Origin of the sequence: Kluyvera sp. 142486, from assembly GCF_046569695.1 — a bacterium.
GTDB lineage: Bacteria > Pseudomonadota > Gammaproteobacteria > Enterobacterales > Enterobacteriaceae > Kluyvera.
Map to the genome: position 1 here is coordinate 106,987 of NZ_JBKHUI010000001.1, position 12,781 is coordinate 119,767.

The window sequence follows — 12,781 nt, forward strand, 5'->3', positions numbered from 1 at the left end:
ACGGACGGAACTTCGATGCGACAAATTAATCGTCATCCCACTTCTGGCCTACGGCTGATGCTGGTCATGTTGCCTTTCTTCCTGCTGCTTGCGGCCTACTTTTTCGGCTCCGCAGTGCGGCTGGAAGCGAACCCACAGGACAAGCTTCTGCCAGGTCTACAGCAGATGCTGGACGCGCTATCGCGGATGGCGTTTACCCCGGATAAACGCAGCGGCGAGTATCTGTTTTGGGTCGATACCCTGGTCAGCCTGGCGCGTCTGCTGGTCGGGCTGGCGATTGCTTCACTGCTGGGCCTGTGTATTGGCGTGACTTCCGGCGTGTTCCCGCTGTGGCGCGCGTCGCTGTCACCGTTGATGACGGTACTGTCGATGATCCCGCCGCTGGCGATATTGCCGGTGCTGTTTATCGTTTTCGGACTGGATGAACTGTCGAAAGTGATGCTGATTGTTATTGGCATCACACCGATGCTGGCGCGCGATCTGGAGCATCGCGCCTGCGAAATCCCGCCGGAGATCCTGATTAAAGCCCAAACGCTAGGTGCCAACAGCTGGACGCTGGTCCTGCGCGTGGTGCTGCCACAGCTGTTATCCCGGCTGCTGACCTCGCTGCGCCTGCTGTTGGGATCGGCATGGTTATTCCTGATTTCGGCCGAAGCGATTTCGTCCACTGCCGGGCTGGGTTACCGCATTTTCCTCGTCCGTCGCTATATGGCTATGGACGTGATTATTCCTTATGTCCTGTGGATCACGCTGCTGGCATGGCTGATGGATCTGGGGCTGCGTCAGTTACATAAAACCTGTTTTCCCTGGGCGGAAGGAGGGAAGGCATGAGTTTTATCACTATCAACAATATCTGGCAGGAGTATGGCGACCACGTCGTGCTGGAGCGTCTGAACTTGCAGGTCAAAGCGGGCGAGTTCTGCTCGATGGTTGGGGCATCCGGCTGCGGAAAATCGACTTTTCTGCGCCTGCTGCTCGGCCAGGAAGCGCCAAGCCGTGGAACGATTACCCTGGATGGCAAACCGCTGAGCGCCGAGCCGGATAGCAGCCGCGGCGTGGTGTTCCAGCGTTACTCCGTTTTTCCGCACCTCAGCGTGCTGGATAACGTCACCATTGGCCTCGAACTGCCGCAATCGCCGCTGTTCGGGCGACTGTTTGGCGCCAAAAAACGCGCGGCGCGCGAACGGGCGGCGGAGATGCTGGAAAAAGTGGGGCTCAGCCATGCGCTGGATAAATATCCGGCGCAGCTTTCCGGCGGCATGCAGCAGCGTTTAGCCATCGCTCAGGCATTCATTATGCAACCCCGCGTGCTGCTGCTTGATGAACCCTTTGGCGCACTCGACCCAGGCATCCGCAAAGACATGCATGCGCTGCTGCTGCAACTGTGGAGTGAAACCCGGATGACCGTGTTTATGGTGACGCACGATCTTTCAGAAGGCTTCAACCTCGGTACCCGTTTACTGGTGTTCGACAAAGTGCGCATCGACCCACAGGCACCGAATGCCTTTGGTGCGCGCATTACCTATGACATTCCGCTCAACGAGACGCGGCTCTCCGCGCTGAGCGGAACGGCTCCCGACAACGTTTATGCATTAAAAGGTTAACCCTATGAAAACTAACACACCATTGCGCAAAGAGATTCTGCCGGGCGGCGGGCATCTTTCTTTTGTGCTCAAGCGCGGGCAGATTCTGCGTATGACGGACATGGAAGGCGGGGCAAACGTCAGCCTGTTAATGCTTAACCCGCACCACAAAAGCGAGCGTCTGAATCTGCCCGATACGCTGAAAGGCCAACACACGGCGCGCCTCACCGCCGGGCACTGTTTTTACTCCGACATGGGCCGCGTGCTGGCCGGGATCGCTGCCGATACCAGCGGCTGGCACGACCCGTTTGGCGGCGTATTGAACGCACAGGAAGTGGCGGAAAAATACGGGCAGGGGCGCTACCAGGAGTTGCGAAATGGTTTCTACCGTAACGGTACTGACAATCTGCTGGTCGAGATGGGCAAGTGGGATCTCAACCTTGAGGATCTGCTGATGGTGGTCAACTTCTTCAGCAAGGTCACCGTGGATGACCACGGGCAGTTCAGCTTCCACAGCGGCCATTCGCAGCCGGGAAGTTACGTCGAACTGTTCGCGCCCATGGACACGCTGATAGTGATGACCGCGTTGCCGCACCCAATGGACCCGTCCCGCGAGTATGCACCGCGCCCAGTGGAGCTGAGCTGGAGACAAGCTGAAGATGAAGATGCTGCGATGAATGCGTTGCTGACGCGACCGGAAAACGAACGCGCCCTCACCAACACCCAACTTTTTGCCCTCTAAGGAGCCATAAGATGACCGTAGCCAGCGAAAAACAAGCCCAGCACGCCAGCTTCCGCCACGTGATCCCGGCGGGTGAACCTTACCTGTTTGAAGTGAAGAAAGGGCAAACGCTGCGTCTGCTCGATCTGGAAGGCAATCAAGCGGTAGATACGCTGTTCTATAACGCGGATAAACCGCGCGAACGCTACGATGCCCAGCGTACGCTGCGTCGCCAGAACAATGCCTATCTCACCAACGGCAGCGTGCTGTACTCGAACCTTGGCAACCCGCTGCTGACCATCGTCGCCGACACCTGCGGGCGTCACGATACCCTCGGCGGCGCCTGTGCACAGGAGAGTAATACCGTACGTTATGCCCTCGACAAACGGCACATGCATAGCTGCCGGGATAACTTCCTCTGCGCCTGCCTGCACGACGGCCGTCTGCAAAAGCGCGATATTGGCGCGAATATCAACTTCTTTATGAACGTCCCGGTGACCCCGCAGGGCGGGCTGACCTTTGAAGATGGGATTTCCGCGCCGGGTAAATACGTGGAGTTGCGCGCCGAGTGCAACGTCATTGTGCTCATCTCCAACTGCCCACAGTTGAACAACCCCTGCAACGGTTGGAACCCAACGCCTGCCGAGGTGCTGATATGGAACTAACGCCAACTCGCTGGCAACGCCTGCGTCAGGCGATTTATCGCCTGTTTGAAGTCCGTGCCGGACGCCTCCTGCCGTAAACGCTTTTGCCCCCGTGGACGACCATGGGTGAGCCGAATTCCGGCGGGACGACCCGCCACGATTGAGTCTGACCTATGTTGACGACACTCCTGATTGCGAACCGTGGGGCGATAGCCTGCCGCATCCTGCGTACCCTGCGCGCCATGCATCTGCGCGGCGTGGCGGTCTATTCTGAGGCTGATATCAGCAGCCTGCATATCCGTGAAGCGGATGAAGCCCTGAGTCTGGGCGAGGGCCCGGCGGCCAATACCTATCTGGTGATTGATAAATTGATTGCCGCCGCGCAGGCCAGTGGCGCTCAGGCTATTCACCCTGGTTATGGTTTTTTATCGGAAAACGCAGCTTTTGCGGAGGCCTGTGAAGCGGCTGGAATAGCCTTTGTCGGCCCCACGCCGGAACAGCTGCGCCTGTTTGGGCTGAAACATACCGCTCGTGCGCTGGCTAAGCAGCACGGCGTGCCGATGCTGGAGGGTACTGAACTCCTTGCTGATGTGGCGGAAGCGCTGCACGCCGCTGAGCGCGTCGGCTATCCGGTAATGCTGAAAAGCACGGCGGGCGGCGGCGGTATCGGGATGCGCGTCTGCTATAGCCCAGAAGAGCTCAACGACGCGTTCGACGCGGTGGTGCGGCTGGGGAAAAATAACTTTAGCGACGCGGGTGTGTTTATCGAGAAATACATCGAGCGGGCGCGACATCTTGAAGTACAGCTGTTTGGCGACGGCAGAGGTGAAGTGATTGCCCTCGGCGTGCGCGACTGCTCGGTGCAGCGCCGTAACCAGAAGGTACTGGAAGAGACCCCCGCGCCAAACCTGCCTGCCGGCATGGAAAATGCGTTGTGTGAGGCGGCGATTAAGCTGGGTAAAGCGGTCAACTACCGCAGCGCGGGTACCGTTGAATTTGTTTACGACAGCCACGCCGAACGGTTTTACTTCCTGGAAGTGAACACCCGTTTGCAGGTTGAGCACGGCGTAACCGAACAGGTATGGGGCGTCGATCTGGTGCGCTGGATGATTGAACTGGCGGCGGGGACGTTACCTCCGTTGGCGGAATTAAATCAAACCCTCAAACCGAATGGTCATGCTATTCAGGCCCGCGTTTATGCTGAAGATCCCGGTCGCCAGTTTCAGCCGTCTCCGGGGCTGCTTACCGAAGTGGCTTTTCCGGCAAACGATCGCCGCACGCTGCGCATTGACAGCTGGGTGGAGTCCGGCTGCGATATCCCGCCATTTTTTGACCCGATGCTGGCGAAAATCATCGCCTGGCAACCGACGCGCGAAGCCGCCGTTCAGGCGTTACATTCCGCGCTGGGAGAAACCCGTCTTTACGGCGTAGAAACCAACCGCAGCTATCTGCAGCAGATTTTAACCTTCACGCCATTTGCTTGCGGTGAACCCTGGACCCGCTGCCTGGAAGGGCTAAATTATCAGGCCTTTACGCTGGAAGTGCTTAACGCGGGTACGCAGACTACGGTGCAGGATTATCCTGGGCGGACAGGATACTGGGCGGTAGGCGTTCCGCCCTCTGGCCCGATGGACAGTCGAGCGCTGCGGTTAGGCAACCGCCTGTTAGGCAATGATGAAAGTGCCGCCGCGCTGGAAATCACCCTCAGCGGCCCGATGCTCAAATTTAACTGCGATGCACAACTGGTAGTCACCGGGGCAGAGATTGCGCTGACATTGGATAATGAGCCACTGGTGAATAATCGTGTTTTCACCGTGCGGGCAGGCATGACGCTACGCATGGGCGAAATCAGCAATCAGGGGGTGCGCAGCTACCTCTGCCTACGCGGCGGATTCAACGTGCCGGATTATTTGGGCAGCAAGAGCACTTTCACCCTCGGGCAGTTCGGCGGCCACGCTGGACGGGCGCTGCGCACCGGTGACGTGCTGCATATTGCGCCGTTAACGGAACCGGTTCAGGAGAACGAACTGCCTTATGCCCTGCGCACTACGCTGGGTGCCGTACGCGAACTGCGGGTGATCTACGGCCCACACGGCGCGCCGGAATATTTCACGCCGGGCTATATGGCGACCTTTTTCGCCACCGAATGGGAAGTGCATTTTAACTCCAGCCGGACCGGTGTGCGCCTGATCGGGCCGAAGCCGGAGTGGGTCCGTGAGAGCGGCGGCGAGGCGGGTCTGCATCCGTCAAACATTCACGACAACCCATATGCCATTGGCGCGGTCGATTTCACCGGGGATATGCCGGTGATCCTGGGGCCGGATGGCCCAAGTCTGGGCGGATTTGTCTGCCCGGTGACCATTATCGAGGCCGATTTACCGGCAGTCGGGCAGGTGAAAGCCGGGGATAAAATCCGTTTTGTGCCGGTTGATATCGCCACCGCGCGCAGTCTGGCGCAGGCTCAGAAAGCAGAGATCGCCAGCCTCGAACCGCAGCAGATTGTCTGGGAACCCGTTCACTTTGAGTCACCGGTGGTGCTGGAACAAGGGCGCGCAGACAAGCGCCTGGTAGCGCGACTCTCCGGTGATACCCATCTGTTGCTGGAGATTGGCGAGCCGGAGCTGGATCTGGTACTGCGTTTTCGCGGGCATGCGTTGATGCAGGCGCTGGAGGAAAAATCACTGTGCGGGATCGTCGATCTCACGCCGGGGATCCGCTCGCTGCAAATTCACTATCAGCCGGAAACGCTAAGTCTGGGAACCCTTCTGGAGATAATCTCCGGGGTATGGCAAGGGGTTTGCGAGCAGGCGTCGCTGGCGGTGCCGTCGCGTATTGTCTGGCTGCCGCTCTCCTGGGACGACCCGGCATGTCAGAAAGCCATCGACAAATACATGACCACCGTGCGCCGCGATGCGCCATGGTGTCCGAGCAATCTGGAGTTTATTCGTCGTATCAACGATCTGGCGAATATTGATGAAGTGTATAAGACGGTTTTCGACGCCAGCTATCTGGTAATGGGGTTAGGGGATGTCTATCTTGGTGCGCCGGTCGCGACACCGCTCGACCCGCGCCATCGTCTGGTCACCACCAAGTACAACCCGGCCCGAACCTGGACGGCGGAAAACTCGGTAGGAATTGGTGGGGCCTATCTCTGCGTTTATGGCATGGAAGGGCCGGGCGGCTATCAGTTCGTTGGGCGTACGCTGCAGATGTGGAATCGCTATCACGCGGTTGACGATTTTGGCGGTAAGCCGTGGCTGTTGCGCTTCTTTGACCAGATTCGTTTCTACCCGGTCTCCGCCGATGAACTGCTGACCATTCGCCGTGATTTTCCGCTGGGGCGCTATCCGCTGCGTATCGAACATACCACGCTGAATCTGGCCGACTACCAACAGTTCCTCGCGGATGAAGCGCCTGGCATTGATGCATTCCGCGCCCATCAACAGGGGGCATTTGACGCCGAGCGCGAGCGCTGGATTGCCAACGGCCAGGCCCATTTCGACAGCAGCGACGTGGTGGTGGATGAGGGCGATGATGCACCGTTGCGGCCAGGGCAGGCGGGTATCGACAGCCCGATATCAGGCAACCTGTGGCAGGTTAACGTTGAGGTCGGTAAAGCCGTACGTGAAGGGGACGTACTGGTGATCCTGGAGTCGATGAAAATGGAGATCCCGTTGCTAGCCTCGCAGGACGGCGTGGTTAGCCAGGTACGCGTTCAGCCGGGTTCTTCGGTGCGAGCGGGCCAGTGTGTGGTGGTGCTGGAAAAAACGGCCTGATGTCATTCATGCTCTGGCGGCTGGGGATGCCGCCAGAGGTTCTCTGTTAATTACATTGGATGTATATCTGTCCACATAAAATTAGAAAGACGTTCGGCAATAAACCATTTTCCATTCTGGAAAACATAGCGGTCGTGATAACGAACGCCGCTGGTTTGTTTGATTCTTTGACCATTGTCCTCTTTGATCAACGTCACCTGACAATAAGCAATGCCACTCGCTGAATTTTCATTAATCGTGACGGTTTGCTGACCATTTTGATGATAAACCACTGAGAATTGTGCCAGGTAACCGCTAAAGGCTTCAAGAATTTGCGGATGCCCTTTTAAATCAAAAACTTCTTTACCCTCCATCACCACATTAATATGGGCATCAGCGGTAAATAATGGAATTTGTGCAGCAACATTTTTCTCATCAGCAAGGTTAGAAAAAGTATCAACCAGTTCCCGGAGTGCAATACGCTGGGCGATCTCATGATTTGTCATTTATTAATACCTTAATGGGTTTTGTGTTTAAGTCATTCTAAACGCGGGCAATGCCCAAACTTTCCCGTGAATAGAGTCCTGAAGTCGTCACCAGTCGATTAATTAAATCGGCAATACTCAATCGGGAAACGTTGCTACCAGAGAAACACTCTCCTTTATGCGTTAATTCATAATCCACTTCACTTCCGTTAGTAAACCAGGCGGGGCGGATCAACGTATAGTCCAGCTCGGATGCTTCAATAACGGCGGCGGATTCTCGGTACGGGGTTAATACGCTACCGTGATTTTCACCTGGAATTTCATCGTAAATACCCATTGAGGTAATAAAAATCAGTCTGTTAATTCCGGTTGATGTCATCGCCTGAACGATACATTGCGCCTGGTGCTTCATATTTCCAGATAGATTGGCATAAACCACATCCTGGCCTTGCATGGCGGTTGTTAGTTGTTCCGCGTTGAGCACATCGCCATCAACGATCGTCACTCGAGAGGGGGCAGGATTGTTTAAGCGTTTGGCGTTGCGTAAGTACAGGGTGAGATGAGCATCGCTGTTGTCCAGCAGATAGCGTGTTGCCACCCGCGCCAGGGAACCCGCGGCTCCCAAAATCAATACGTTAGTCATTTTGATATCTCTTTCGTCATCAGAATGAGGAAAGTATAAAACGCGTGTTTATCATTGTATGTGGATTAGTTTTGCTTTCAGAATTCAATAATCTGGAATAATCATTTTCAGGTTAACCAGGGGCACAGCTAAAGAATATTGAATTCGCCGTTAAGTAGGCGAGGGGAGTTGACCAGAATCATCCGCCGTTGGTACGTTGCCTATCGGCAAAACGTCGAATCATTTCTCCTGTGGGAATGTTTGATCTGAAATTGCCGATATGCGTTAAGGTCGCTGCGACGATCCGCAATATTATTTCCAAAACAGGAAAGCCTTCCGCTGCTTCAACTGTGTGTGTGTTTGACATCGCGTAGTTGGGGCATTTTGTTCAACAACGAGCATGGCCCGCTAACGATGAAATTGATACTTGTTCGACACGCAGAAACAGAGTGGAATTTGGAAGGAATTATTCAGGGGCACAGCGATAGCTCCTTGACCTGTCGGGGTTTGCGTGAAACATCCGTCCTACTGGCAGCGTTTAGTGCAGGTGAGTATCAAATAGAGCATGTTTACGCTTCTCCGCTTGGACGTGCCTGGCAAATGGGGCAAAGCCTGGCTGAACACTTTCGCTGTTCACTGACGGCTGAACCGGCCCTTAAAGAGCAGGCCTTTGGTCAGTTTGAAGGTATGCCGTTAGAACTACTCAGACAAAAACATCCGAACGATGCAAATTCGTTATTCAGGCTGGATGCAGAGTATTGTCCACCTGGGGGGGAATCACTGGCGCATGCTTCTCAGCGAGTTATGCGTTTTTTACAAAACCTGGAAGATACCTCATCACATCAACAAACAATATGTATTGTGTCTCACGGGCATGTCAGCCAGGGCATTCTGGCAATTCTTAAAGAAGGGACTGTCAATAGTTTCCCTCGTTATGCTCACCCCAATGCAAGTTATTCTGTTATCGACCTGATTAATGGAAAATGTGTCGGCCTAAAGTGGGGGATAGCTACACATTTACGTCACCTGAATTAGTCGTTATCTTTCAATCATTGAAAACCCATCCTGCAAGATGTCATCATTATTTAAGCACAATGTCCGTTCCTCGCTTACAGCGGACCTCATTTCTCTTGGCTGTAACCGGAGAGGCGGCGCTCAAGATTGCTCTGAACCTGCGGCCATTCATCATCAATTATGCTGTACCGTATGGAAGTACGTTTTCGACCATCGGGCATAATTCGTTCATTTCTGATGATACTTTCCTGGATCGCGCCAATACGGAGAATGGCTGCCTGAGAACGTTCATTCAATACATCAGTCGTAAACTGAACGCGAACACACTTAAGTTGCTCAAAGGCGTATCGCAGCAGTAACAGTTTACTCTCGGTATTTGCAGCGGTTTTTTGCCAGCTTTGCGAATACCAGGTATGACCAATTTCGAGTTTTCGGTTTTCGCGATCAATCTTCCATAAACGCGTTGACCCAATGACACGTTGGTCGGATGAGAGCGTTACAGCAAACGGCATGACAGTGCCTTCGGCTTGCCCCTTCAGGGCTTTCTGAATGTACGAATCAGCGGTGTCAGCAGACGGGACTACCGTAAATGGCAGGGACCAAAGTTCACCATCTTCAGCCGCATCAATCAAAAGCTGTGCATCAGTTTTAAGTAGAGGACGGAGCGTTACAAGAGAACCTTGTAAGGTAGGGGTCATATTTGTGGCCTTACGGTTATTTTACGTAGACGAAGCAGCACTTAAACATCATGTCAGCAAACAAACGATGTGGGAGGTGCTTACACTATGATTTTATGCGAACCATCTTGGTTCATGAAACCATGAATGCAATTTAACATAATATACATTATGCGTACTAACGTAGAATCAGGCCAAATCCAACATTCTGCGGCTGTGATTGTGTTACTCGAAATCCGGCTTATTTTAGCCTCACAACCGCAGCTTCACCGAAAAACTCAACCTACAGCTGCTGTTTTACCAATCCGCCGTTATCGCTAAACGTTACCCATGCCATCGCACCATTCACTAACGACATCTGCGGCGGTACGTGTCCGATATCAACATCGTACAGCACCGGGATGTTCACATCCCCCAATGCGGATTGCAGCGCGTCGAGATAATTTTGTTGATTGGCATCGCTAGCTCTGCCAACCATGATACCGCTGATATTTTTAAACCAGCCCTGCAAACGTAAACTGTATAGCGCCCGCGTTAATTCACACGGTGCCTCATTAATTCGGCAGCCCGCTGGTGCTTATCGGCACTCTTATTGACGTAGACAGTGCCCCTCGATCACCCTAAATCCCTTAGCCCGGATTGCAGCAATGGTAAGATCTAACCGTGGATGCAGATGTGCGGGCACACCGGACGATGGCGCGGTGATCGCGATGGTATCACCAGAAACTAACCTGGACGGAAAGCGTATTTTCATGGGATATTTCCTTATTAACACGTTAAGAACATATCCCAGAAACACCAAGCCCTACAACGCCGCTAAGGAAATTGATGATGTCTGACTGGAACCCAACGCTGTATCTACAGTTTGGCGCAGAACGCTCAAGACCTGCTGCTGAACTGCTGGCTCGCGTTCAACTGAATGATGTTGTTTCCGCAATCGATCTTGGCTGTGGACCAGGCAACAGCACTGCGTTATTACATCACCGCTGGCCAAACGCCAACATCACCGGGATTGATTCGTCGCCATCGATGCTTGAGGAGGCACGAAAGCTATTGCCAGGCTGTCATTTTATTGAAGACGATATCCGCCATTTCCAGCCGCAAACGCCCCCCGATCTGATTTATGCCAACGCTTCGCTCCAGTGGATTTCCGGTCATGATACGTTGCTTCCATACCTCGTTAGTCTGCTGAAAGATAAAGGATTTCTTGCTATTCAGATGCCTTATAACTGGGATGAACCTTCCCACGTATTGATGCGTGAAGTCGCTCAGGAACAAGGGCATCCGAATCGTGGACGCGACCCGCTACCCAGCGTGCATGCTTATTACGACATCCTCAGTCATGCCGGTTGTGAAGCCGATATCTGGCGTACGACCTATTACCACAAGATGGATTCACATCAGGCGATTATTGATTGGGTCAGCGCGACCGGGCTGCGACCGTGGATACAGGATCTGGATGAGCAAGAAAAGCAGCAGTATCTCGCGCGTTATCACCAACGTCTGCAGGAGTCTTACCCGCAGCAAGCCGACGGAAAAATACTGCTGGCCTTCCCGCGTCTCTTTATGGTGGCGCAGCGAACCAACTGAAGGCAAACGTGATACCGGGTTTCCGGTATCACTATCCAGGTTAAATATCGTGAACCGCAAAAATTCGCGCCAGCGCCCTTCTTCCCTCGCGGGTAAAACGGACTTCCCGATAACCTTCAATACGCTCAACCCAGCCATGAGATTCAAAAGCGGTCAGCAGCGCGGCGCCGGCATTGCCGCCCAGATGCGGGCGACGTTCGCTCCAGTCGAGACAGGCGCAGGCGGTTTTTCGCCGGGTTTGGGTTTTTAACGTCGCGCCAATCTGTTGAAAGCCAGCAAGTCCCACGGGTGAAAGCGCGGTTCCCTCTGAGGTAAACCAACCTTGTTCCTGCATAAAGGCGTAAAGACTCACGGCAACCTCACCGGCCAGGTGATCGTAACAGGTACGCGCCTTACGCAAATGTACCGGCGTGCTGATTTTCATCGTCGGCTGTGCACGCATGGAAACGCCCATCAGCGTCTCCAGTAACGTAGCGACCTCGCTGCCCGCCAGTCGATAATAGCGGTGTCGTCCCTGCGACAAACAGCCGATCAGTCGCCCCTGTACTAACTTTGCCAGATGCGCACTGGCAGTGGATGGCGCAACGTTGGCCACCGCGCTCAATTCCGTCGCGGTCCAGGCTCTGCCATCCATCAGGGCACACAGCATACTAACCCGCGAAGGGTCAGCAATCGCAGCGGCCACTTCTGACATGGCGGTTTCAAGCACCTCGGCGTCATTCTGCGCCGAGGAACGGCTGAGGGGTTTATTCATCATTGTCCGGTGATGTGAGCGAACAGGGGTTTTCACGTTTCACCGGAGACCAGGCTTTACCTGACGCAAATTCTTCCAGCGTGTACATCTTAGTGAACGGAACAGGCGTTACACAGTGCGTATGCAACATGGTTTTTCGATAAAGCTTCATTTCCATAATATAAATGGTCGAGAGTGACTCATTTGTATTTCTGGTCATGTGACTCTGTGTTTCATAATTGCTCAGAAACGGCTGTAGCTTCACATCCACCAGGGGGGATTTATGCCTGCTGGAGTCCATGCGATAAATACACAGGTCATACAGCAAAGAATCAGCCGGAACATTAGAGTTAATACGGGTACTGAGATGGTAAACAGCCATAATTAATCCATTAATATATGCAGGTTAATATTTTCTGCGGATTCAGCATAATGCCATCCGGTAACCCCGTGTTCATCGGTAACAGCAGCTTCAGAACGTCCGTCCGGGAATATCAGAGTGTAGCGGCAACCAGCCATTAGCTGGCCATCGTCACCGGCGCACTGAAAGCGAATACAGTTCCGGGCGCCGGAATCCTGTGCCTGCTGCGCCGGGACAGGCGACTGAAGGGTATTGCGGGAGGTCAGAGAGCCGGTGCCTGTGCTGGTAGTCTGCGTGGCTGAACCGTACACATAGTGATCTGGGCAACGGCACAGCACTCTGTCACCTGTGGCCGCATACGCTTTGCCTTCTTCTGCCCAGTCCTGCGCGGAGGCCAGAATTTCAAAATACCCGTTACATTTGCTGCATGATGCCTTGTCGCCGGTCCGGGCTATTGCTTTACTTCCTTCAAACCAGGACGCAGTCGCTGAAATGATGTCTCCGTAACTCGTTTTATCACCAAGACAGGCCAGTGCTCTTGCCATCATTAATCCCTCAATATATAAGCGGTTATACTCACCGGCATCATACAATAA

Annotated in this window: 12 protein-coding genes and 2 pseudogenes; 7 read left to right on the forward strand and 7 right to left on the reverse strand. The window is 54.0% G+C overall.

Annotated elements, in window-relative coordinates:
* Positions 1 to 15: 15 nt before the first annotated feature.
* The 5 genes from ACLGE8_RS00555 (at position 16) to uca (ending at position 6,724) form a co-directional block, all read left to right on the forward strand.
* Entirely contained in the window at positions 16 to 831 is an 816-nt protein-coding gene (locus ACLGE8_RS00555) for an ABC transporter permease (RefSeq protein WP_185666343.1), read from the forward strand.
* Entirely contained in the window at positions 828 to 1,604 is a 777-nt protein-coding gene (locus ACLGE8_RS00560; protein WP_185666342.1) for an ABC transporter ATP-binding protein, read from the forward strand. The genes ACLGE8_RS00555 and ACLGE8_RS00560 overlap by 4 nt, the downstream gene beginning before the upstream one ends.
* Before the next feature lie 4 nt (positions 1,605 to 1,608).
* The gene (locus tag ACLGE8_RS00565) at positions 1,609 to 2,325 is read left to right on the forward strand and encodes an urea amidolyase associated protein UAAP1 (protein WP_410995799.1); all 717 of its coding nucleotides are present in this window, start codon (positions 1,609 to 1,611) and stop codon (positions 2,323 to 2,325) included.
* Between the two features lie 11 nt (positions 2,326 to 2,336).
* A complete protein-coding gene (locus ACLGE8_RS00570) occupies positions 2,337 to 2,969 on the forward strand; it encodes an urea amidolyase associated protein UAAP2 (RefSeq protein WP_410995800.1) in 633 nt (210 codons plus the stop codon).
* A gap of 152 nt (positions 2,970 to 3,121) precedes the next feature.
* Positions 3,122 to 6,724, forward strand: a complete 3,603-nt coding sequence (uca, locus tag ACLGE8_RS00575) for an urea carboxylase (protein WP_410995801.1) — start codon at positions 3,122 to 3,124, stop codon at positions 6,722 to 6,724.
* Positions 6,725 to 6,774: 50 nt separating this feature from the next.
* On the opposite strand, the gene ACLGE8_RS00580 is transcribed toward uca, so the two are convergent.
* Both ACLGE8_RS00580 and ACLGE8_RS00585 read right to left on the reverse strand, forming a co-directional pair.
* Complete coding sequence (locus ACLGE8_RS00580) at positions 6,775 to 7,209, reverse strand: nuclear transport factor 2 family protein (protein ID WP_410995802.1); 435 nt, start codon at positions 7,207 to 7,209, stop codon at positions 6,775 to 6,777.
* 37 nt (positions 7,210 to 7,246) lie between these two features.
* Positions 7,247 to 7,831: an NAD(P)H-binding protein gene (locus ACLGE8_RS00585; RefSeq protein ID WP_410995803.1), complete on the reverse strand. Its 585-nt coding sequence runs from the start codon at positions 7,829 to 7,831 to the stop codon at positions 7,247 to 7,249.
* 393 nt (positions 7,832 to 8,224) lie between these two features.
* Here ACLGE8_RS00585 and ACLGE8_RS00590 point away from each other — a divergent pair, with 393 nt between their 5' ends.
* The gene (locus tag ACLGE8_RS00590) at positions 8,225 to 8,845 is read left to right on the forward strand and encodes a histidine phosphatase family protein (protein ID WP_410995804.1); all 621 of its coding nucleotides are present in this window, start codon (positions 8,225 to 8,227) and stop codon (positions 8,843 to 8,845) included.
* A gap of 86 nt (positions 8,846 to 8,931) precedes the next feature.
* Here ACLGE8_RS00590 and ACLGE8_RS00595 read toward each other — a convergent pair whose 3' ends face one another.
* Together ACLGE8_RS00595 and ACLGE8_RS00600 are read right to left on the reverse strand one after the other, a co-directional pair.
* The gene (locus tag ACLGE8_RS00595) at positions 8,932 to 9,522 is read right to left on the reverse strand and encodes a GNAT family N-acetyltransferase (protein ID WP_410995805.1); all 591 of its coding nucleotides are present in this window, start codon (positions 9,520 to 9,522) and stop codon (positions 8,932 to 8,934) included.
* Positions 9,523 to 9,784: 262 nt separating this feature from the next.
* Positions 9,785 to 10,060, reverse strand: a pseudogene (locus ACLGE8_RS00600) (LD-carboxypeptidase); the annotation flags it as partial.
* Positions 10,061 to 10,332: 272 nt separating this feature from the next.
* Between ACLGE8_RS00600 and tam the strand changes: the two are divergent.
* Positions 10,333 to 11,091, forward strand: a complete 759-nt coding sequence (gene tam, locus ACLGE8_RS00605) for a trans-aconitate 2-methyltransferase (RefSeq protein WP_410996081.1) — start codon at positions 10,333 to 10,335, stop codon at positions 11,089 to 11,091.
* Between the two features lie 40 nt (positions 11,092 to 11,131).
* Here tam and ACLGE8_RS00610 read toward each other — a convergent pair whose 3' ends face one another.
* The 3 genes and pseudogenes from ACLGE8_RS00610 to ACLGE8_RS00620 form a co-directional block, all read right to left on the reverse strand.
* Positions 11,132 to 11,845: an ArsR/SmtB family transcription factor gene (locus tag ACLGE8_RS00610; RefSeq protein WP_410996083.1), complete on the reverse strand. Its 714-nt coding sequence runs from the start codon at positions 11,843 to 11,845 to the stop codon at positions 11,132 to 11,134.
* A gap of 22 nt (positions 11,846 to 11,867) precedes the next feature.
* Positions 11,868 to 12,206, reverse strand: a pseudogene (locus ACLGE8_RS00615) (hypothetical protein); the annotation flags it as partial.
* Positions 12,207 to 12,208: 2 nt separating this feature from the next.
* Positions 12,209 to 12,733: a PAAR domain-containing protein gene (locus ACLGE8_RS00620; RefSeq protein WP_410995797.1), complete on the reverse strand. Its 525-nt coding sequence runs from the start codon at positions 12,731 to 12,733 to the stop codon at positions 12,209 to 12,211.
* Positions 12,734 to 12,781: the final 48 nt, after the last annotated feature.

What these genes read in the sequence shown, in the direction of transcription:
- ACLGE8_RS00555 (WP_185666343.1), top strand. Translation starts at nt 16, where the DNA reads ATGCGACAAATTAATCGTCATCCCACTTCTGGCCTACGGCTGATGCTG.
- ACLGE8_RS00560 (WP_185666342.1), top strand. Translation starts at nt 828, where the DNA reads ATGAGTTTTATCACTATCAACAATATCTGGCAGGAGTATGGCGACCAC.
- ACLGE8_RS00565 (WP_410995799.1), top strand. Translation starts at nt 1,609, where the DNA reads ATGAAAACTAACACACCATTGCGCAAAGAGATTCTGCCGGGCGGCGGG.
- ACLGE8_RS00570 (WP_410995800.1), top strand. Translation starts at nt 2,337, where the DNA reads ATGACCGTAGCCAGCGAAAAACAAGCCCAGCACGCCAGCTTCCGCCAC.
- uca (WP_410995801.1), top strand. Translation starts at nt 3,122, where the DNA reads ATGTTGACGACACTCCTGATTGCGAACCGTGGGGCGATAGCCTGCCGC.
- ACLGE8_RS00580 (WP_410995802.1), bottom strand. Translation starts at nt 7,209, where the DNA reads ATGACAAATCATGAGATCGCCCAGCGTATTGCACTCCGGGAACTGGTT.
- ACLGE8_RS00585 (WP_410995803.1), bottom strand. Translation starts at nt 7,831, where the DNA reads ATGACTAACGTATTGATTTTGGGAGCCGCGGGTTCCCTGGCGCGGGTG.
- ACLGE8_RS00590 (WP_410995804.1), top strand. Translation starts at nt 8,225, where the DNA reads ATGAAATTGATACTTGTTCGACACGCAGAAACAGAGTGGAATTTGGAA.
- ACLGE8_RS00595 (WP_410995805.1), bottom strand. Translation starts at nt 9,522, where the DNA reads ATGACCCCTACCTTACAAGGTTCTCTTGTAACGCTCCGTCCTCTACTT.
- tam (WP_410996081.1), top strand. Translation starts at nt 10,333, where the DNA reads ATGTCTGACTGGAACCCAACGCTGTATCTACAGTTTGGCGCAGAACGC.
- ACLGE8_RS00610 (WP_410996083.1), bottom strand. Translation starts at nt 11,845, where the DNA reads ATGAATAAACCCCTCAGCCGTTCCTCGGCGCAGAATGACGCCGAGGTG.
- ACLGE8_RS00620 (WP_410995797.1), bottom strand. Translation starts at nt 12,733, where the DNA reads ATGATGGCAAGAGCACTGGCCTGTCTTGGTGATAAAACGAGTTACGGA.